Raw genomic sequence first — 19,909 nt, 5'->3', positions numbered from 1 at the left:
CGGATTCATGTTCTCTGGCTTACGCTTTCTTGATCATCCCGGCGAAATGGCACAGCTGGTCCGCGCGGCCGACTGGCGCGGTCATCCGCTCGGCCCGATAAAGGGCTGGTCGCAGCCGCTGCGTTTTGCCCTCAATCTGTGCCTCGGGTCAAATATCCCCACCGCAATCTATTGGGGACCGGAACTCATCATGTTGTACAACGACCCCTGGGCGCGGGTGCTTGCCGATCGGCATCCCGACGCGCTGGGCCGTCCGGCACAGGCGATATGGGCCGATATCTGGAACATCATCGGGTCGCAACTGTCCGGCGTCATGGAAACGGGCCAGGGCTTTTCGGCCTATAACCGGATGCTGCCGATACAAAGCGGCGGAGAGCCGCGCGAAACCTATTGGAATTACAGCTTCACGCCCATCCGCGACGAATATGGCAAGGTCGTCGGCATCCTGCATCAGGGCAACGAAACGACGCAGACGGTCGTCTCCCAGCAACTCCGGGTGGCTGAGATCGAACGATTTCGCGAGCTCGTCGATCAGGCGCCGGGCGCGATCGCGCTGCTCCACGAACCGGGACATGTTTTCGAACTCGCCAACGAGGCATATTGCGAACTGACCGGTCGCCACGACCTTATCGGGCGAAGCGTGGGAGAGGTTCTGCCCGAAACAAAACGGCAGGGGTTCGTCGACCTGCTCGACCGGGTCATCAGCACTGGTGAAGCATATCGCGGCGATTCGGTTCCGATTGAGTTCGATCGCGGCCCCGACCGCCCGCCCGAACGCCGCATCCTCGACTTCCTCTACCAGCCGCTGATCGATTCGAGCGGTAAGGTCACCGATATCTTTATCGAAGCCAATGACGTGACCGAGAAGATCGAGGCGGTCGAGGCGCTGCGCGAAGCGAACGAAACGCAACGCTTCGTCCATGCCCTGTCCGAACATCAGCGCGACCTCGACAGCGCCGAAACGGTGATGGACTTCACCGCGCGCGCGATCGCACGTCAGATCGGCGCGGACCGCGCCGGGTTTCTGCGCGTGACCGAACCGGACGAACAGCTCGATTTTCCCGCCGGCTGGACCAACGAACGGCTGCCCGTACTGGCCGGCTCGGTCGCCGCCGATTCGATCAGCCCGCTCGCGCTGGGGCGGTTTCGCCGCGGCGACACGCTGGTCGTGCATGATGTCGAACGGCAGAGCGACCTGGTGGGCCGGGCGCGCCTTGGCCTGTCGCCTGCGGGCATCGCGGTGCCGCTGATGCGCGGCGGCCGCTGGGTGGCCAGCCTGTATGTCAGCCAGGCGGCACCGCGCGAATGGCGGCAGGACGAAATCGCGCTGGTCGAGGCGGTGGCCGAAACCACGTGGGATTCGGTCGAGCGCGTCGAAGCGGTGAAGGCGCTGCGCGAAAGCGAATCGAAATTCCGCGCAATCACGAATTCGATCGACCATATGGTCTGGTCCACCCGTCCCGACGGCTATCACGACTTTTATAACGACCGCTGGTACGAATTTACCGGCGTCCCCTATGGCTCTACCGATGGCGAACGCTGGAACGGCGTCTTCCACCCCGAAGATCAGCCGCGCGCATGGCGGTTATGGCAGCACTGCCTTGAAACGGGCGAACCGTATCACATCGAATATCGGTTGCGGCATCACGATGGCGAGTATCGCTGGGTGCTCGGCCGCGCCCAGCCGATGCGCGACGACAGCGGCGCGATCACCCGCTGGTTCGGGACATGCACCGACATTCAGGAAATCGTCGATGCGCGCGAAGTGCTCGCCCGCTCGCGCGAGGAACTGGAAGAAGCGATCGGCGAACGTACACGCCAGTTGATGGATGCCGAAGCCAAGCTGCGCCAGGCGCAGAAGATGGAGGCGGTTGGTCAGCTTACCGGCGGGATCGCGCATGACTTCAACAACATGCTCGCGGTCGTCATCGGTGCGCTCGACCTGATGCAACGTCGGATCGAACGCGGCGAAGGCGATGTCCGGCGCTATGTCGCGGCGGCGCAGGACGGCGCGGAGCGCGCGGCGTCGCTGACCCGGCGGCTGCTTGCCTTTTCGCGCCAGTCGCCGCTTGCCCCGCAATCGATCGACGTGGCGGCGATGGTTGACGGTATGGCCGACCTGCTCACCCGGACGCTGGGCGAATCGATCCGGGTCGAAACCGCCATAGATGCCGACAGTTGGTCGGTGATCGCCGATCCCAGCCAGCTTGAAAACAGCATCGTCAACCTGGCGGTGAATGCTCGGGACGCGATGCCGCTGGGCGGCCTGGTGCGCATCGCCGCGACCAATTGCCGGATGGACGAGACGCAATGCGCCGGACGCGATCTGCCGCCCGGCGATTATGTCGAAATCTGTGTGTCCGACACCGGCTGCGGCATGGCCGAAGCGGTGGCGGCGCGCGCGTTCGATCCCTTTTTCACGACCAAGGAAGTAGGCAAGGGGACCGGCCTTGGCCTCAGCCAGATTTTCGGTTTCGCGCGCCAGTCGGGCGGCGATGTCCGCATCGACAGCGAACCGGGCGAAGGCACCAGCATCCGCCTGCTCCTGCCGCGCGACCGGCGCGCCGCGCATCGCGGCGGTGATGCGCGCGTGCAACCCGGCCCCGCGACGGGCGGCAGCGAAACCGTGCTGCTGGTCGAGGACGAAGACCGGGTCCGCGCCTATTCGGCCGAAGCATTGCGCGATCTGGGCTATACTGTCCTGGAGGCGGGCGATGGCGGAGAGGCGCTGCGTATCATCGCAGGCGGTGCGGAGCCGGACCTGCTTTTCACCGACGTCATCATGCCGGGGATGACCGGCCGCGCGCTCGCCGAACAGGCGCACCGCAGGCTTCCCGGCCTGAAACTGCTCTACACCAGCGGCTATACCCGCGACGCGATGGATCAGGCGCGCAGCATCGAACCCGCCGCACTGGTGCTGCCCAAACCGTTCGGGGTGAACGACCTTGCCCGCGCGATCCGCCATGCGCTTGACGAAGCGCCGGTCAACAAGAGCGTGGACGCGGAGGCGCTGGACGACTAGTGCCCCCTCGCACCCTGAACGCGGGAGATAGTCTAAGGTGGCCAATGTTGCGGTGATCGGCGCCCAATGGGGCGATGAGGGCAAGGGAAAGATTGTCGACTGGCTGGCCGAGCGCGCCGACATGGTCGTCCGGTTTCAGGGCGGTCACAATGCCGGCCATACGCTGGTCGTGGGTGATACCGTCTACAAGCTGTCGCTGCTCCCGTCGGGCATCGTGCGCGGAACGCCGTCGGTTATCGGCAACGGCGTGGTGCTTGATCCCTGGGCGCTGAAGGCGGAGATCGCCCGGCTGCGCGAACAAGGCGTCGATGTCACCCCGGATACGCTGATGATCGCTGAGAACTGCGCGCTTATCCTGCCCTTCCATCGCGATCTCGACGGCCTGCGCGAGGATGCGAGCGGCCAGGGCAAGATCGGCACCACCCGGCGCGGCATCGGCCCCGCTTATGAGGACAAGGTCGGCCGCCGCGCGATCCGGGTGTGCGATCTTGCGCATCTCGACGATCTGGGGCCGCAGCTCGACCGGCTTAGCGCGCATCACGACGCGCTGCGCGCCGGGTTCGGCGAAGCACCGATCGATCGCGACGCGCTGATCGCCGAATTGCGCGAAATCGCGGGCTTCGTCCTGCCCTTCGCGCAGCCAGTATGGCGCACGCTGAACGAAGCGCGCGCGCGCGGGCGGCGCATCCTGTTCGAAGGCGCGCAGGGCGTGCTGCTCGACATTGATCACGGCACCTATCCGTTCGTAACGTCGTCGAACACGATCGCGGGCACGGCAGCGGGCGGATCGGGTCTCGGCCCCAGCGCGGTCGGCTTCGTACTCGGCATTGCAAAGGCGTACACCACGCGCGTTGGCTCCGGCCCCTTCCCCACCGAACTCGACGACGAAACCGGCCAGCGGCTGGGCGAGCGCGGCCATGAATTCGGCACGGTGACGGGACGCAAGCGCCGCTGCGGCTGGTTCGATTCGGTGCTGGTGCGCCAATCGGTCGCGGTATCGGGCGTGACTGGAATCGCGCTCACCAAGCTCGACGTGCTTGACGGGTTCGAAACAGTGAAAATCTGCACCGGCTATCGCCTGAACGGGGACGAATACGACTATTTCCCCGCCCATGCTGCCGATCAGGCGGGCGTCGAACCGATCTATGAAGAGATTGAGGGCTGGAGCGAATCGACCGCCGGGGCGCGCAGTTGGGCCGACCTTCCCGCACAGGCGATCAAATATATTCGCCGCGTCGAGGAATTGATCCAGTGCCCCGTCGCGCTGGTCTCGACCAGCCCAGAACGGGAAGACACGATCCTGGTCCGCGATCCTTTCGCGGACTGAAGCGGGGACGATACGGCCGGCAGCATGGCTGAATCCGGCCGTTACCCTCCAACGGCTAGCGTTTCTTCACGAACTCGGCGCGCAGAACCAGCCCCTTGATCCCTTCATATTTGCAATCGATTTCCTGGGCATCGCCGGTCAGCCGGATCGATTTGATCAACGTGCCGCGCTTCAGCGTCTGGCCAGCGCCCTTTACCGTCAGGTCCTTGATCAGCGTAACCTGATCCCCGTCGCTCAGCACATTGCCGACCGCGTCGCGCACCTCGACAGCCTCGCCGCCTTCCGCCTTTGCGGCGGCTTCGGCGGCGCTGATCCATTCGCCGCTCGCCTCGTCATACACATAGCTGTCGTCGTCGCTCATCGCCTATCCTTTCGATACATTCGCCGGGCCGCCCGCGCCCCTGCCGTCACTGCACCCAATCGAGCCCGATTTCGCGGTACAGGTCGCTATCTTCCTCCCAATTGGGACGGACCTTTACATGCAGATACAGGTGCACGCGCACGCCCATCAGTTCCTGCAGCTCGGCCCGCGCCTTCGCGCCGATCTCCTTGATTCGGCTGCCGCCCTTGCCCAGCACAATCGCGCGCTGGGTGTCGCGTTCGACCAGTATCTGCTGATGGATTTCGACCGATCCGTCCTCACGCTCGGTATATTTTTCGGTCTCGATCGCGCTGGCATAGGGCAGTTCGGCGTGGAGTTGATGATATAGCTGTTCGCGGGTCACTTCGGCGGCGAGCATCCGGTCAGTCGCGTCGGACACCTGATCTTCGGGAAAATGCCACGGCCCTTCGGGCATCCGCGCGGCAAGAGCCGCCTTCAGTTCGGCCACGCCGTCGCCGGTCTGCGCTGAAACGAAAAAGGTTTCGGCGAAGGAAAGCGCGTCGTTCAGCTTCGCCGCATGGTCGAGCAGGCGCGGTTTGTCGGCGATATCGACCTTGTTGAAAATCGCGATCAGCGGTTCGCTGCGACCTTTCAGGCTTTCGACCACGTCCATCACTTTCGGACCCAGCCCGCGCCGTCCGTCGATGACCAGCGCGACGGCATCGGCACCGTCGGTGCCTTCCCAAGCGGCGGCGACCATCGCGCGGTCCAGCCGGCGGCGCGGATCGAAAATACCCGGCGTGTCGACCAGCAGAAGCTGCACTTCGTCCGCCATCGCAATGCCCATCAACCGGGCACGCGTCGTCTGCGCCTTGGGACTGACGATCGCGACCTTCTGCCCCACCAGCGCATTGACCAGCGTCGATTTGCCCGCATTGGGCGCGCCGACCACCGCGACAAGCCCGCATTTCATTTCAGATTCTTCTGCCATTTGTCCCGTACAAACCAAATTCGCGCCGCAGCGCCAAAACCGATATTCCGCCCCTACCCCGATTGGCCTGAGCTTGTCGAAGGCCCGCCCTTCTTTTTCGCAAGGCACTTGATCGCATTCCAATCACCACGGATCAGCGCCAGCTTTTTCGCACGGCCCCATCCCTTGATTCGACGTTCCGTCGCCAACGCATCATCGCGGGTCTGGAAGACCTCGCTCCATACCAGCGAAACCGGCAAGCGATCGGCGGTAAAGCCGGCGATCGATCCGCTTTCATACTCACTGATTCGCCGTTCCAGATTATCGGTGTGGCCGACATAAAATGCGCCGCCACGGCAATGAAGCATATAGGCCCAGAAGGTCATTCGAACCGGTAGACAAGAAAGACCGCACTTCGACAAGCTCAGTGCAAACGGAGATAAGGGGACGCCGCAACGACCCTATCTGGCCGCGCCTACCCCCTACGCCTTCACTGCGGCCAGCAGCGCTCTCGCCGCGGCGGTTTCGGCTTCCTGTTTCGATGCGCCCTCGCCGGTCGCTTCGGCGAGCTTACCGATCGTGACCTTCACGGTGAAACGCGGCGCATGTTGCGGGCCGCTGCGGTCAATCACTAAATATTCGGGCGGGCGGCGATTGTGCGCGGCGGCCCATTCCTGAAGCGCGGATTTGGGATGCTGAGGTGCTTTTGTCTGGCTGTCGATCCGTTCCCCCCAGGCGCGCCTGACGAACGCGCGCGCCGCATCCAGCCCAGCGTCGAGGTACAGCGCACCGAGCAGCGCCTCCATCACATCGCCCAGCACATTGTCGCTTTGCGCCGCGCCGTCTTCGCGCGCCTGCTTGCCAAGACGCAGATAGGGCGCGACCCCGATTTCGCGGGCGACATCGGCGCATACCGTGCCCGCGACCAGCGCGTTGAGCCGCTTCGAAAGCGCGCCCTCCGCTTCGTTCGCAAAGCGTTCGTACAGCCAGCCGGCAATGATCAGGCCCAGAACCCGGTCGCCCAGAAATTCCAGCCGTTCATAATTGGCCGCCGTCTGGCTGCCATGCGTCAACGCGCGGGCATAGGGTTCGATATCGTCTGGCGTATGGCCGAAGGTTTCGCTGATCCAGTCGGCAAGGCCATCCGAACTCAAAAGCCTTCCCCGATCCGTTCCCAGCGCGCCGCGCTGAACCAGGTCCAGGGCAGGACCCAGCTTGCGCTGCCGTCGGTGGACCAGAAATTGACCACCGCCTTGCCTTCCAGATTGCCGATCGGAACGAAGCCGATGCCGCCGCCCGCCATTTGCGGGAAACGGCTGTCTTCGGAATTGTCGCGATTGTCGCCCATCAGGAACACATGCCCTTCGGGTACTTTGAACACCTGCGTATCGTCGGCGATCGTCTGACCAAGGTCGAGGACGTTGTAGCTTTTCCCGTTGGGCAGCGTTTCGCGATATTGCGGATAGCGGCAGATCGCACTGCCATCGTCGGCAGTATCCTGATACGCCGGCTCGCAATGGGTGTTGGGCGATACCGGTTCGATGAAATCGGCGATCCGCTGTTTGGGCACCGGCTTGTCGTTCAGGAAAAGCTGGCCGTTCTTCATCTGCACCGTGTCGCCGGGCAGGCCGATCACCCGCTTGATCCAGTCCTGATCATTGGTCGGCGGCGCCTTGAACACCACCACGTCGCCGCGCGCGGGCGTGCCCGCGAAGATGCGGCCGGGAATCAGCGGCAGACTCCAGGGCAGCGAATGCTTGGAATAGCCGTAATTCCATTTGGTGATGAAGATATAGTCGCCGACCAGCAGGCGCGGCAGCATCGATTCGGAAGGGATGACGAACGGGGAGATCAGGAAGCTGCGGATGATGAACACCGCAAGCGCCAGTTTCAGCAGGAAGGACAGCGTTTCGCGCACTTCCGAAGCCGCGCCGCCACCCTTTGCTTCACCCTGTCTGCTGCCGATCGGTTTACCGGATTCGTTATCGTGCGTCGCGCTGTCGTCCATGGCATCTTCCTGTGCGGCGGGGGGACCTGCCCGTCAAGCCGCGCGTTGGCGCTGGCGATCCCGACATCGGCACGATAGGGGACATATCAGCACCCGCCGAGGGCAATAATGGAGCGAAATGATGGCAGCATGTGACTGGAGCGCGATCCGATCCCTTGAAACGAAGTCGCTGGGCGATCTGTTCGCCGTCGATGCCGAGCGCGTCTCGCTGCTCAGCCTCGACGTGGCGGGCATCCATTTCGACTGGTCGAAAACGCATCTCACCGCCGATGCCCTCGACGCATTCGTTAAGCTGGCGGGCGATGCCGGCCTTGCCGGAAAGCGCGAAGCGATGTTCGCGGGCGAAGCGATCAACGTCACCGAAGGACGCGCGGTCGAACATACCGCCGAGCGCGGCGAAGGCGCATCGGACAGTGTGGCGATGGCCAAAAACTTCCACGCCCGTATGCGCGCGCTGATCGACGCGATCGAGGCGGAGGCGCTGGGGCCGATTCGCCACATCCTGCATGTCGGGATCGGTGGGTCGGCGCTTGGCCCCGACCTTCTGGTCGATGCGCTGGGCCGCGATTCGGACCGCTATGACGTCGCAATCGTATCGAATGTCGATGGCGTGGCGATGGAAGAGGCGATTAAGGGGTTCGACCCCGCCGCGACACTGCTTGTCATTGCGTCAAAGACCTTCACCACCACCGAAACCATGCTGAACGCCAACAGCGCGATCCAGTGGATGACCGAAGGCGGCGTCGAAGACCCCTATGGTCAGGTGGTGGCGCTCACCGCCTCGCCCGACAAGGCGACCGAATGGGGCGTCGATGAAACCCGCATCCTTCCGTTCAACGAAAGCGTAGGCGGGCGCTATTCGCTCTGGTCCTCGATCGGCTTTCCCGCAGCACTCGGCCTCGGCTGGGATGTGTTCGAGGAAATGCTGGAGGGCGCGGCCGAAATGGACCGCCATTTCCGCTTCACCGATTTCAATGCCAACGCCCCTGTGCTCGCCGCCTTTGCCGACTTGTATTATACTCAGGCACGGCGGTGCGAAACGCGGGCGGTCTTTGCCTATGACGAACGGCTGCGGCTGCTGCCGAGCTACCTCCAGCAGCTCGAAATGGAATCGAACGGCAAGCGGGTGACGGACACCGGAGAAGCGATCGATTATCCCACCGCGCCGATCACCTGGGGCGGGGTCGGCACCGATGCCCAGCATGCGGTGTTCCAGTTGCTTCATCAGGGCACGCATATCGTGCCGGTCGAATTCCTTGCCGTGATCGAACCGGGCGACGTGCTCGACCCCGATCATCATCGCCAGTTGCTCATCAACGCCTTCGCGCAAGGGGCCGCGCTGATGAAGGGGCGCGCGAATGACGATCCGGCGCGCGCCTATCCCGGTGATCGCCCGTCCTCGACGCTGCTGCTCGACACGCTCGATCCGCGCACGCTGGGCGCGCTGATCGCGTTTTACGAACATCGCACCTTTGTGAACGGCGTGCTGCTGGGCATCAATTCGTTCGACCAGTTCGGCGTCGAACTGGGCAAGGAAATGGCGAAGGCCGCCGATCAGGGCGGTCAGGATTTCGACGCTTCGACGAACGACCTGATCGCCCGCGCCTTCGGATCGGACTGAAGCCCGCCTGTCGGTACTTCCTTCAGCGCATGATAAGCGACGGCGCTTCGACCTCATTTCAGCGCCACGGAGATTTCAATGACCAGCTACGACTACGACCTGTTCGTCATCGGCGCCGGATCGGGCGGCGTGCGCGCCGCGCGCGTATCGGCAGCGCACGGGGCAAAGGTCGCCATCGCCGAGGAGCATCGCGTCGGGGGCACGTGCGTCATTCGCGGCTGTGTGCCCAAAAAGCTGCTGGTATACGGCGCGCATTTCGCCGAGGACCTTCGCGATGCGATCCGGTTCGGGTGGAAAGTGCCCGAACATTGCCAGTTCGACTGGCAGTGCCTGCGCGACAATGTGCTGGGCGAGGTCGACCGGCTGAACGGTGCGTATCAGGAGACGCTGACCAATCACGGGGTGGAGATCATCCACGAACGCGCGACCATCGCCGGCCCGAACGAGGTCAAGCTGGCGGGCGGAAAGACGGTGAGCGCCGGCAAAATCCTGATCGCCGTCGGCGCGACGCCGCATATTCCGCAATTTGCCGGACACGAACTGGGCATCACCTCGAACGAGGTATTCCACCTCGACACCCTGCCCCGGCGCATCCTGATCGCGGGCGGCGGCTATATCGCTAACGAATTCGCGGGTATCTTCAACGAATTCGGCAGTCAGGTGACGCTGATCAACCGCACCGACGTCATCCTGCGCGGCTATGACCATTCGGTGCGCGACCGGCTGCTGCAGATTTCGACGATGAAGGGGATCGAATTCCGCTTTCACGCCGAATTCGAACGCATCGAAAAGAATGACGACGGGTCGCTGAAAGTCGCGATGTCCGAACATGAACCGATCGATGTCGACTGCGTCCTGTTCGCCACCGGACGCGTGCCGAACACGCATTCGCTGAGCGTTGAAAATGCAGGCGTCGAGCTTGATGAAAAGGGCGCGGTGAAGGTGGACGAACACAGCCGCTCGACCTGCGAATCGATCTATGCGGTGGGCGATGTCACCAACCGGGTGCAACTCACTCCCGTGGCCATCCGCGAAGGCCAGGCATTTGCCGACAGCGTCTTCGGCGACAAACCGACAACGGTCGATTACGCCTGCATCCCCAGCGCGGTGTTCAGCCACCCCCCGATCGCCTCGGTCGGCATGACCGAAAGCGAGGCGAAGCGGAAACTTGGGTCGGTGAAAATCTATACCAGCGATTTTCGCGCGATGAAGAACGTGCTGGCGCAGCGCAACGAACGCGCGCTCTACAAAATGGTGTGCGACGGCGAGACCGACAAGGTTGTCGGTCTTCACATGATCGGCCCCGATTCGCCCGAAATCCTGCAAGCGGCGGCCGTGGCGGTGAAGGCGGGGCTGACCAAGGCCGATTTCGACGCGACGGTCGCGCTGCATCCCAGCATGGCCGAGGAGCTTGTGCTGCTGAAATAAGTGGCGGACCGGCAGGCCTATTCGCCGACAAAGCGGCGGGCGGCGATGCGCGCCACCGCCGGCCCCGCAATCAACACCACGGCGAAGCGAAGAAACTGCATCGCCATGACGAAGGGCAGGTCGACCTTGATCGAAGCGGCGATGATCGCCACCGAATCCATCCCCCCGGGACTGACCGCCAGATAGGCGGTCAAAAGGTCGATATCGGCAAGCCGGGTGAGCGCCAACGCGATCGCGAATGCGAAGCACAGCAGCGCGGCCACCGCCATCAGTACGCGCGGCAGCGCCCGCTTCGCCATGCGCACTGTTTCGCGGGTGAAGTTCAGCCCGATGCGCCATCCCACCAGCGCATAGCCGATCGCGAGCAACCAGCCGGGCAGCGCCACCGCCGCCAGCCCGGCCAGGTTGAGCGCTGCGCCCAGTAGCAGCGTTCCGACCAGCGCCCCCGCCGGCACACCGAGCGCGACGCCGCCCACCGCGCCGACTATCGCGACGCCCAGCGAAACGACGGTCACCGTCCAGGAAACCGGCGCGAACAGTTCGGCCACCACATTGCCATGGGCGGTTCCGGTCAACAGCGCGGCAAGCACCGAGGCGACGCCCGCCACGCACACCACGCGGGTATAGGTCATGAACGCGACCAGCCGCGAATCCGCGCCGAAGCTGTCGGCCATGATCGTCATTGCCGACGCCGCGCCAGGCATCGATCCCCAGATCGCGGTCGTATCGGGCAGCACCTGCCACCGGCTGAGCAGATAGCCCAGGCACGCGCTGGCCGACAATGTCGCGACCGTGCAGCCCAGGAATATCGGCCAGTCGGCGATCACGGTCGCGGCGATGTCACCGGTGATCGAATGCGCGATCAATATCCCGATCAGCGCCTGCGCCGCCTGGAACAGGCGGGTATGGACCTTCATCGCCGATCCGCGCAGTGCGAAGATAATCGCAGCGACCATCGGGCCGAGCAGCAATCCCGCGGAAAGTCCGGCCAGTTCGAAGCCGGCGGCAAGCAGCACCGACAGCGCGACCAGCAGCGCCCAGCGCATGCCGCGGATGGTCAAACCCTGCACCTCACGCGCCGTGGTCCAGCAATTCGTCGGCTTCGCTTCGCGTGCCCCCGATCCGTTCGCTTACCACCGTCGTTACCGCGACATTCATCGTCACGTTTCCGATGGTGCGAACCAGATCGGGCATGGTTTCCACCGCGACGAGCAATGCCAGCGGCTCGATCGGCACCCCCATCGCTATGGCGATCGGCGCGATCGAACTGACATAGCTGATCTGCCCCGGCAAACTTACCGCGCCCATCGTCGTGATCGCCGCGGCCGCGATTCCTGCGGCATATTGGGCGGGGCCGAGATGGATGCCGAAGACGTGCGCGATATAGATCGCAACCCCAACGTTCATGCACGGGCCGGTGAAGCGAAAGATCGCCACCGCCATGGGCAGCACCACGCCGCTCGTCGAAACCGGCAGCCCCACTTTCTCCACCCCGCGCAGCATCGCGGGCAGTGAGGCGAGCGAGGATTGCGTCGAAATCGCCACCGCCTGCGACGGCGCGGTTGCGCGCGCGAACATGCCCAGCGGCACCCGCCCGCCGATCAGCGCCAGCGGATAGGCAAGCAGCGAAAGCAGCGCGCCGACCCCGGCGATTATCAGGATATAGTGGAACAGCGCACCCACCGCCGCGGTCCCCGTCTTCGCCCCCACGACATAGGCGAGCGCCAGAACCCCGATCGGCGCGAGCAGCAACACCCAGTTGATGACCACCAGCATCGCGTCGGCCAGCGCCTGGAAAAAGGCGAGCAGCGTGTCGCGCGGCCCTTCGGGAAGCCGGGTCACGGCAAAGGCGAAAACGGTGGTAAACACGATCAGCGGCAGGAAATCGTCATGCGCCGCCGATGCCAGCGGATTGGTGGGCACCATCGCGACCAGAAAATCGGCGAATGGCGGAATGTCGCCGACCGGTTTGGCCGCCGAAAAGGTGTCGCGCAGCGCCGCCGCCGAATCCGCAGGCAGCGGGAACCAGGCGAGCAAGGTCGGGGTGAGTATCGCGCCCAGCGCAGAGGAAAGCCACAAAAGCGCGATGAACAGCAGGATCGTTCGCGTCGCCAGCGTGCTTGCCCGCGCGATCGCCGCCGTCTGACCGATGCCGGTGATGAGCAACGAGACGACCAGCGGCACGATCGTCATGCGAAGGCCGTTCAGCCAGGCCGTTCCGATCGGCTGAACCCATCCGATAGCGCCCTGCGCACGATCGGGCGCAAGAGCTGCCGCTCCGACGCCGATGATAAGGCCCACAATCAGCGAAAGAAGGATACGCGTTGCTTGTGACATGCTCGCCCTTTGTTGCTTTCGGCGCTATCACACGCTCCGAACCGACCTGACAACGTGACCATGGACTACGCGATGACAAGGAAATATTTCGGCACCGACGGAATTCGCGGGGCGACCAACCTGCATCCGATGACCGCCGATATGGCGATGAAGGTGGGAATGGCGGCCGGCGCGCATTTCCGCCGCGGCGACCATCGCCACCGTGTGGTGATCGGCAAGGATACGCGGCTTTCGGGCTATATGCTTGAAAATGCGCTGGTTGCCGGCTTCACATCGATGGGAATGGACGTGACATTGGTCGGCCCGATGCCCACCCCCGCGGTCGCGATGCTGACCCGGTCGATGCGCGCCGATCTGGGCGTGATGATCTCCGCCAGCCACAATCCGTTCGCCGATAACGGGATCAAGCTGTTCGGCCCAGACGGCTATAAATTGTCGGATGCCGACGAACACGCCATCGAAGCGCTGATCGAAAACGAGCCGGTGCTTTCCGCCGCCGCCGATATCGGCCGCGCGCGCCGGGTTGAGGATGCGCGCGGCCGCTATATCCACGCTGCAAAAACGACCTTTCCCGACGACCTGACGCTGGAAGGTCTGAAAATCGTCGTCGATTGCGCGAACGGCGCCGCCTATCAGGTCGCGCCGACCGCACTTTGGGAATTGGGGGCGGAGGTCGTCACGCTGGGCGTCACGCCAAACGGCAAGAATATCAATGATCGCTGCGGCTCCACCGCGCCTGAGGCGATGTGCGAAACCGTGGTGGCGAGCGGCGCGCATATCGGCGTCGCGCTGGACGGTGACGCCGACCGACTGATCGTCGCCGATGAAACCGGCCGCGTGGTCGACGGTGACCAGTTGATGGCGGTGATTGCCGAAGGCTGGTCGAATTCGGGACGGCTCAACCGGGCCGGGCTGGTCGCGACGGTCATGTCCAATCTCGGGCTGGAGCGGCATCTGTCAGGACTCGGCCTCGATCTGGTGCGTACCAGGGTGGGCGACCGCTATGTCCTGGAAGCGATGCGCGAGGGGCGGCACAATGTCGGCGGCGAACAATCGGGCCATATCATCCTCTCGGATTACGCCACCACCGGCGACGGCCTGATCGCCGCGCTTCAGGTGCTTGCCGAACTGGTCCGCGCGAACGCCCTGGCGAGCGAGGTGCTCCACCGCTTCGCCCCCGTCCCGCAATTGTTGAAGAATGTCCGTTTTTCGGGCGGCAGGCCGCTAGAAAACGACGATGTGAAATCGGTGATTGCAAAGGCCGAGGAAGAACTGAACGGATCGGGACGCCTCGTCATCCGCCCCTCGGGCACCGAACCCGTCATCCGCGTGATGGCCGAAGGCGACGACAAGCGTCAGGTGGAGGCGGTGGTCGACCGCATTTGCGACGCGGTCCGCTCGGCGGCATGATCGTTCGCATGGTCGCCGCGCTCCCGTCTGCCCGCCCCGTTTTGCGCGACGGGCGGAGCGACGTTCCAAACGCTCCCTCCATGCGGGCCGCGCCATGACCGTGCCGCGCATCCTGATCATCGCGGGGTCCGATTCGGGCGGTGGCGCGGGGATTCAGGCCGATATCAAGACCGCGACCATGCTCGGCGGCCATGCGATGACGGCGATTACCGCGATCACCGCGCAGAATACGCGCGCGGTAACCCATGTTCATGCCGTACCCACCGACATCGTGATGGCGCAGATCGACGCTGTCCTTGACGATATCGGCGTCGATGCGATCAAGATCGGGATGATCGGATCGTTCCGGACGGCCAACGCGCTCGCCGACCGGCTGGAAACGCTGCCCGACCTGCCGATCGTGTTCGATCCCGTCATGGTGGCGTCGAGCGGTGCCGCGCTTGCCGATGACGCAGCAATCGCGGCGTTCGAACGGCTGATCCGCGTCGCGAGCCTGACAACGCCGAACCTTCCCGAACTCGCGGCATTGTCGGGCCAGAAGACCGCGTCCGCCACCGCACGGTCGAAAGCCGCGCGCGCGCTTGCCGACCAGCTTGGCTGTCCCATTCTGGTCAAGGGCGGGCATGGCACGGGCGACACGGTCACCGACCGGCTGTTCGGCACCAACCCCGATCATCCGCCGGAAATAGCGTGGGAAGACCCGCGCATCGACACCGATCAGAACCATGGCACCGGCTGCACCCTGTCCACCGCGATCGCGACCGAACTTGCCGGCGACTGGACGCTTCCTGAAGCAATCGGGCGAGCGCGCGCCTTTGTCCGCCTTGCGATGCGCGAGGCACCCGGTATTGGCACCGGCCATGGCCCGATGGGGCAACAGGCGGTGCGCCTCGACCTCAATCAAACGCGCTGGGCGCCGATGCTCAATCAGGTGACGGTGCCGACCAGCGATTTCGCCGCATCCGAACATTTCTACCGCCTGCTCGGCCTCAAACAGATCGTGCGATCCTCGCCCCGCTATGCCCGGTTCGAAAGCGAAGGCGGCGCGACCCTGTCGATCGAGGCGGCACAGGAAATCGACGGCAAACCGGTCGTCTATCTCGAATGCGGAGACCTTGACGTCACGGTCGAAACGCTCAAGCTGCTCGGGTTGAAATTCGCTTCCGGACCGCGCGATGAAAAATGGGGCTGGCGCGAGGCGCGGCTGAGCGACCCGTGCGGAAACATGGTCTGCCTCTATCAGGCTGGCGAGATGCGCCGTTACCCGCCCTGGCGGCTGCCGGAGAAAGACCCCGATGCTTAAGCGCTTTCGCCACCTGCGCCATCCCGATATAGTTGCCCAACCATGCCCAGCCGCAAACATGAAAAACTCTACCCCGCGCCCGTGTGCGGCGTGGATGAAGCGGGGCGCGGCCCGCTGGCCGGTCCGGTGGTGGCCGCTGCGGTTATCCTGCCCGAACGCGGCTGCCCGCGCGGCCTGAACGATTCGAAAAAGCTGAACGCGGCGACCCGCGCCACGCTGTACGAGCGTATCCGCGAGCGCGCGATCGTCGGCATCGGCATCGTCGAGCCCGAAGAGATCGACCGGCTCAACATCTATTGGGCGACGATGAAGGCGATGACGCTCGCGGTGGACGCGTTGGGATGTCCGCCCGGCCATGTGCTGGTCGACGGCAACCGTCTGCCGCGCTGGACCTACCCCGCCACCGCCATTGTCGGCGGCGACGGCCATGCCATGTGCATCGCCGCGGCCTCGATCATCGCCAAGCACACCCGCGACACGATCATGATTGCCCATGCCGAGGCGCACCCGCACTACAACTGGCATTCGAACAAGGGCTATGGCTGCCCGCACCATCTCCGCGCGCTGCGAGAACACGGCCCCACCCCGCTGCACCGCCGCAGCTTCGCTCCCGTAGCGCAGGCCGAACTGCCGCTGGCAGGTGGTGGTTGAACCCGCATCGTGAGGGAGTTCTTTGGTCGCTTCGACTTCGCCCAGCGCAAATGGCGCGGGCATGAACGAAAAAAGTGAGTCTTTTGCGCCACACCCCATCCCTAGTGCCTGTGGATAACTTCAGGACTCTACATCTTCCCCGATGCCCGAATGTTCCGGACGCTTACCCGATGTTAAGCGACGCGCATTAACTATTCAGCGCTTGACGGATTCGCTGGAATCCGCAGAAATCCGCCGCTCTTGATGAAAGGGGATGGTAAATGGGGGTATTGGAAAAGGTCGCGGCGCGTCCGCGCGTGGCAAAGGCGAAGCCGCAGGCGCCGCTCCCGCTCGACACGATCCTGATGGATGACTGCATCGCAGCGATGAAGTCGCTACCCGCCAAATCGATCGACATGATCTTCGCAGATCCGCCCTACAACCTTCAGCTCGGGGGCGACCTCGCCCGCCCCGATGGCAGTCAGGTCGATGCCGTTACCGACGACTGGGACAAGTTCGACAGCTTCGCCGCCTATGACACATTCACCAAGGCATGGCTGAAAGAAGCGCGCCGCATCCTGAAGGACAATGGCTCGATCTGGGTGATCGGCAGCTATCACAACATCTTTCGTGTCGGCACCGCGATTCAGGATACCGGCTTTTGGATCCTCAACGACATTGTGTGGCGCAAGGCCAACCCGATGCCCAATTTCCGCGGCACGCGCTTCACCAACGCACACGAAACGCTGATCTGGGCGTCGATGGGCGAAAAGGCGAAATACACCTTCAACTATCGCAGCATGAAGACGCTGAACGACGAGCTTCAGATGCGATCCGACTGGGAATTCCCGATCTGCGGCGGACCGGAGCGGCTGAAAAAGGACGGGCACAAGGTTCACCCGACGCAAAAGCCCGAAGCGCTTCTGTATCGCGTGATGCTGGCGGCATCTAAGCCGGGTGATGTGATCCTCGATCCGTTTTTTGGCACCGGCACGACCGGCGCGGTCGCCAAGCGGCTGGGCCGCCACTGGATCGGCATCGAGCGTGAGGGAAATTATGTCGAGGCGGCGCAAGAACGGATCGAGGCCGCGCTCCCGCTCGACGAATCGCAGCTCAAAACGATGCAGGCGAATACGAAAAAACCGCCACGCGTCGCCTTCGGCCAGCTTGTCGAAAACGGCTATCTTGCCCCCGGCACGATGTTGACCGACACCAAGCGGCGCTGGCGGGCGGTGGTCGGCGCCGACGGATCGCTCACCTGCGATACGGTTTCGGGATCGATCCACAAGGTCGGGTCGACGGTGCAGAACGCGCCGTCGTGCAACGGTTGGACCTTCTGGCATATCGAGAGCGAGGGCGCGCTGCAGCCGATCGACACGCTGCGCCAGACCTATCTGCTCGCCACGCAACCTTGATCGACTCCGCCGCCATCCCCGCCGATGCGCGGCTGTATCTTCGTCCCGTGCAATTCGCCGATTCGCCGATCGAGCGCGATGGCGAGGTCACGCGGCTGGCCGGCGGGTTGTTGTGGTTCAGCGCCTATGAACTGATCGCGGTTGCGCGTGGCGCGCGAATCGCACAGACGACGCTGGCGGTTTCCGAACTGCGCGCATTTGCCGAAGCCTTGCCTGCGCCACAGGCGGAACGGCTATACGGGCTGGCCGAACATATCGCTTCGCCGCGCGCGCCGATCGTCGCGGGCGAACGCACGCTTCGCCTCGATCAGCCGCTTGTCATGGGCATCCTCAACCGGACGCCCGACAGTTTTTCGGACGGCGGCAGGCATATCGATGACGATGGGGCGGCGGCCAGCGCCGGCTTCGACATGGGTGCGGCCGGGGCAAGCATCATCGATATCGGCGGCGAATCGACTCGGCCGGGTGCAGAGGCGGTGTGGGAAGGCGATGAAGTAAAGCGCGTCGTCCCGGTAATTGAACGGCTGTCGGCTTCCGGTACGCCGATTTCAATCGACACGCGCAAGGCGGCGGTGATGGAGGCGGCGCTGGCCGCCGGCGCGCATATCGTCAACGATGTCGCGGCGCTCGCCTGGGACGAACGTGCTTTGCCAGTGGTCGCGAAGGCGGCGTGCCCGGTAGTGCTGATGCATTCGCCCGATCCCAGGTCTGGCCCGCACGGCGGCACGGGATATGCCGATCCGTTGATCGAAGTGTTCGACTGGCTGGAACAGCGGATCGCGGCGGTGACAGCGGCGGGGGTGGAGCGTGCACGCATCCTGATCGATCCGGGCATCGGCTTCGGCAAATCGATGCAGCATAATCTGGCGCTGCTCAACGGGCTTGCGCTGTTCCATGCACTGGGATGCCCGATCGTGCTGGGAGCGAGTCGCAAGCGGCTGATCGGCGCGCTGTCGAACGAAGCGCCCGCCTATCAGCGGCTGGGCGGCAGCATTGCGCTGGCGCTTCGCGGCGCGGAACTGGGCGCGCAAATCCTGCGCGTCCACGATGTGCCTGAAACGGTGCAGGCACTGCGCGTCTGGCGCGGCATGAAGGATGCGGCGCTGATCGGGCAGCGCGGCTGAAACGCGGATCAGGCATCGGGCGTGACGGTCAGGTTTTTCAGCACCGCGCGACAGGCAGTGCAATCGCTGTTCGAACGCCAAAGCCTCTCGACCACCACCGTATCCTTGCCGGCGGGAATGAAACTGTACGTTGCCCCCTCCCCTTCGGCACTTTGGGTGATGCGGAAACCGGGGCGTCCGGCAAGCTGGCTCGCCTCGATCCGCTGCGCGTCGAACGAATTCCGCAAATTGGCGATTGGCCGGGAAACCAGCGCAAAGGCAAGGCCGGCTTCCCTGTCGGCGCTGCAGGTTTCTGCCTGCCCCGACAGACCGTAAGAGCATCCCGGTTTCCCGATCCGGGCGGCGCGTTCGACCGGAACCAATTTGGTGGCGGGCAGCGCCCGGTCATGGTCAGGCGGAAGCGATATCGTGGTGCGCACCGCCGTCAGGCGGTCGGGACGGTAGCGATAGGCGACCGGCCCTGCCGCGCCCGTCAGACGGACCGAATCCAGCGCCCGCTGCGCAGCATCGCCGAACGCTTCTTCCTTCCGCCCCGGATAGCTGAAACGCGCCACGATCAGATCGTCGGGCGGGGCACGGATCAGCAGGACATGAACCATCCAGCCATCGCTGGTATGCGCCTTTGCCCGCCACATCGTGGCACTGCGAAACGTTACCGCGACATCGCTCATATCTTCCCGCGTCTGGGCGATCTGATCGGCAAAGTTGGTGTCGAGCACATTGTGCCTGCCGAAGATGCGCAGTGCCGCGTTCTTATCTCGAAAAACGCGACCGTCCTTGTTCTGCGGCGCCTTTTCCGAAACGAATCCCGGCGGCACCCGGATCAGATAGCCAAAGCGCGTATTGGTATAGGATATCCATTCCGATCCAGACGCCGCCGCTCCGGACATGGCCGATTTCGTCCCCTGCCCACCAGAGGCGGGACCGGAAGTCGATTGGTTGCACGCGACGGTCGATCCAGCGATCGCCGCCACGAATAAAATCGCCATGGG

At 64.0% G+C, this 19,909-nt stretch carries 17 protein-coding genes; 9 read left to right on the top strand and 8 right to left on the bottom strand.

Annotated elements, in window-relative coordinates; translation table 11 throughout:
- Nucleotides 1–7 precede the first annotated feature (7 nt).
- Both KY084_RS04540 and KY084_RS04535 read left to right on the top strand, forming a co-directional pair.
- Nucleotides 8–3,022, top strand: coding sequence for a PAS domain-containing protein (locus KY084_RS04540; RefSeq protein WP_246586873.1), 3,015 nt, complete (start codon nt 8–10; stop codon nt 3,020–3,022).
- Nucleotides 3,023–3,059: 37 nt separating this feature from the next.
- The gene (locus KY084_RS04535; RefSeq protein WP_219237250.1) at nt 3,060–4,349 is read left to right on the top strand and encodes an adenylosuccinate synthase; all 1,290 of its coding nucleotides are present in this window, start codon (nt 3,060–3,062) and stop codon (nt 4,347–4,349) included.
- Between the two features lie 55 nt (nt 4,350–4,404).
- On the opposite strand, the gene KY084_RS04530 is transcribed toward KY084_RS04535, so the two are convergent.
- The 5 genes from KY084_RS04530 to lepB form a co-directional block, all read right to left on the bottom strand.
- A complete protein-coding gene (locus KY084_RS04530) occupies nt 4,405–4,710 on the bottom strand; it encodes an alkylphosphonate utilization protein (RefSeq protein WP_219237249.1) in 306 nt (101 codons plus the stop codon).
- A 46-nt stretch (nt 4,711–4,756) separates the two neighbouring features.
- Complete coding sequence (gene era, locus KY084_RS04525) at nt 4,757–5,662, bottom strand: GTPase Era (RefSeq protein WP_219237248.1); 906 nt, start codon at nt 5,660–5,662, stop codon at nt 4,757–4,759.
- Between the two features lie 53 nt (nt 5,663–5,715).
- The gene (locus tag KY084_RS04520) at nt 5,716–6,027 is read right to left on the bottom strand and encodes a GIY-YIG nuclease family protein (RefSeq protein WP_219237247.1); all 312 of its coding nucleotides are present in this window, start codon (nt 6,025–6,027) and stop codon (nt 5,716–5,718) included.
- Nucleotides 6,028–6,123: 96 nt separating this feature from the next.
- Nucleotides 6,124–6,795: a ribonuclease III gene (rnc, locus tag KY084_RS04515; RefSeq protein WP_246586872.1), complete on the bottom strand. Its 672-nt coding sequence runs from the start codon at nt 6,793–6,795 to the stop codon at nt 6,124–6,126.
- Entirely contained in the window at nt 6,792–7,649 is an 858-nt protein-coding gene (gene lepB, locus KY084_RS04510) for a signal peptidase I (protein ID WP_219237246.1), read from the bottom strand. The genes rnc and lepB overlap by 4 nt, the downstream gene beginning before the upstream one ends.
- A 121-nt stretch (nt 7,650–7,770) precedes the next feature.
- Between lepB and pgi the strand changes: the two genes are divergently transcribed.
- The gene (pgi, locus tag KY084_RS04505; protein WP_219237396.1) at nt 7,771–9,270 is read left to right on the top strand and encodes a glucose-6-phosphate isomerase; all 1,500 of its coding nucleotides are present in this window, start codon (nt 7,771–7,773) and stop codon (nt 9,268–9,270) included.
- A 78-nt stretch (nt 9,271–9,348) separates the two neighbouring features.
- Nucleotides 9,349–10,698, top strand: a complete 1,350-nt coding sequence (gene gor / locus KY084_RS04500; RefSeq protein ID WP_219237245.1) for a glutathione-disulfide reductase — start codon at nt 9,349–9,351, stop codon at nt 10,696–10,698.
- A gap of 17 nt (nt 10,699–10,715) precedes the next feature.
- Here gor and KY084_RS04495 read toward each other — a convergent pair whose 3' ends face one another.
- Nucleotides 10,716–11,768 carry an AbrB family transcriptional regulator gene (locus KY084_RS04495; RefSeq protein ID WP_219237244.1) on the bottom strand — a complete coding sequence of 351 codons (1,053 nt, stop codon included), beginning with the start codon at nt 11,766–11,768 and terminating at the stop codon, nt 10,716–10,718.
- Nucleotide 11,769: 1 nt separating this feature from the next.
- On the bottom strand, nt 11,770–13,035 hold the full coding sequence (locus KY084_RS04490) for a dicarboxylate/amino acid:cation symporter (protein ID WP_219237243.1): 1,266 nt from the start codon (nt 13,033–13,035) through the stop codon (nt 11,770–11,772).
- Between the two features lie 72 nt (nt 13,036–13,107).
- Here KY084_RS04490 and glmM point away from each other — a divergent pair, with 72 nt between their 5' ends.
- From glmM to folP, 5 genes are all read left to right on the top strand, one after another.
- A complete protein-coding gene (gene glmM, locus KY084_RS04485) occupies nt 13,108–14,445 on the top strand; it encodes a phosphoglucosamine mutase (protein ID WP_219237242.1) in 1,338 nt (445 codons plus the stop codon).
- A gap of 94 nt (nt 14,446–14,539) precedes the next feature.
- Nucleotides 14,540–15,748 carry a bifunctional hydroxymethylpyrimidine kinase/phosphomethylpyrimidine kinase gene (gene thiD, locus KY084_RS04480; protein WP_219237241.1) on the top strand — a complete coding sequence of 403 codons (1,209 nt, stop codon included), beginning with the start codon at nt 14,540–14,542 and terminating at the stop codon, nt 15,746–15,748.
- A gap of 42 nt (nt 15,749–15,790) precedes the next feature.
- A complete protein-coding gene (locus KY084_RS04475) occupies nt 15,791–16,399 on the top strand; it encodes a ribonuclease HII (RefSeq protein WP_219237240.1) in 609 nt (202 codons plus the stop codon).
- 260 nt (nt 16,400–16,659) lie between these two features.
- Nucleotides 16,660–17,793 (top strand): site-specific DNA-methyltransferase, encoded by a 1,134-nt coding sequence (locus KY084_RS04470; protein WP_219237239.1) that lies wholly within the window; start codon nt 16,660–16,662, stop codon nt 17,791–17,793.
- Entirely contained in the window at nt 17,790–18,917 is a 1,128-nt protein-coding gene (gene folP / locus KY084_RS04465; RefSeq protein WP_246586871.1) for a dihydropteroate synthase, read from the top strand. Before KY084_RS04470 ends, folP begins: the two co-directional genes overlap by 4 nt.
- Before the next feature lie 8 nt (nt 18,918–18,925).
- Here the strand turns inward: folP and KY084_RS04460 are convergent, their stop codons facing one another.
- Complete coding sequence (locus tag KY084_RS04460; protein ID WP_219237238.1) at nt 18,926–19,906, bottom strand: hypothetical protein; 981 nt, start codon at nt 19,904–19,906, stop codon at nt 18,926–18,928.
- Between the last annotated feature and the right edge of the window lie 3 nt (nt 19,907–19,909).

The sequence above is a fragment of the Stakelama flava genome (assembly GCF_019351405.1).
Taxonomy (GTDB): domain Bacteria; phylum Pseudomonadota; class Alphaproteobacteria; order Sphingomonadales; family Sphingomonadaceae; genus Sphingomonas; species Sphingomonas flava_A.
Note: the sequence above shows the minus strand (reverse complement) of the source record. Positions and strands in the feature narration are given on the sequence as shown.

Bases quoted from the DNA above. Each gene is read 5' to 3' on its own strand.
- pgi (WP_219237396.1), top strand. From the start codon at position 7,771: ATGGCAGCATGTGACTGGAGCGCGATCCGATCCCTTGAAACGAAGTCG.
- KY084_RS04540 (WP_246586873.1), top strand. From the start codon at position 8: ATGTTCTCTGGCTTACGCTTTCTTGATCATCCCGGCGAAATGGCACAG.
- lepB (WP_219237246.1), bottom strand. From the start codon at position 7,649: ATGGACGACAGCGCGACGCACGATAACGAATCCGGTAAACCGATCGGC.
- gor (WP_219237245.1), top strand. From the start codon at position 9,349: ATGACCAGCTACGACTACGACCTGTTCGTCATCGGCGCCGGATCGGGC.
- KY084_RS04475 (WP_219237240.1), top strand. From the start codon at position 15,791: ATGCCCAGCCGCAAACATGAAAAACTCTACCCCGCGCCCGTGTGCGGC.
- era (WP_219237248.1), bottom strand. From the start codon at position 5,662: ATGGCAGAAGAATCTGAAATGAAATGCGGGCTTGTCGCGGTGGTCGGC.
- KY084_RS04520 (WP_219237247.1), bottom strand. From the start codon at position 6,027: ATGACCTTCTGGGCCTATATGCTTCATTGCCGTGGCGGCGCATTTTAT.
- thiD (WP_219237241.1), top strand. From the start codon at position 14,540: ATGACCGTGCCGCGCATCCTGATCATCGCGGGGTCCGATTCGGGCGGT.
- glmM (WP_219237242.1), top strand. From the start codon at position 13,108: ATGACAAGGAAATATTTCGGCACCGACGGAATTCGCGGGGCGACCAAC.
- KY084_RS04530 (WP_219237249.1), bottom strand. From the start codon at position 4,710: ATGAGCGACGACGACAGCTATGTGTATGACGAGGCGAGCGGCGAATGG.
- KY084_RS04460 (WP_219237238.1), bottom strand. From the start codon at position 19,906: ATGGCGATTTTATTCGTGGCGGCGATCGCTGGATCGACCGTCGCGTGC.
- KY084_RS04470 (WP_219237239.1), top strand. From the start codon at position 16,660: ATGGGGGTATTGGAAAAGGTCGCGGCGCGTCCGCGCGTGGCAAAGGCG.
- KY084_RS04490 (WP_219237243.1), bottom strand. From the start codon at position 13,035: ATGTCACAAGCAACGCGTATCCTTCTTTCGCTGATTGTGGGCCTTATC.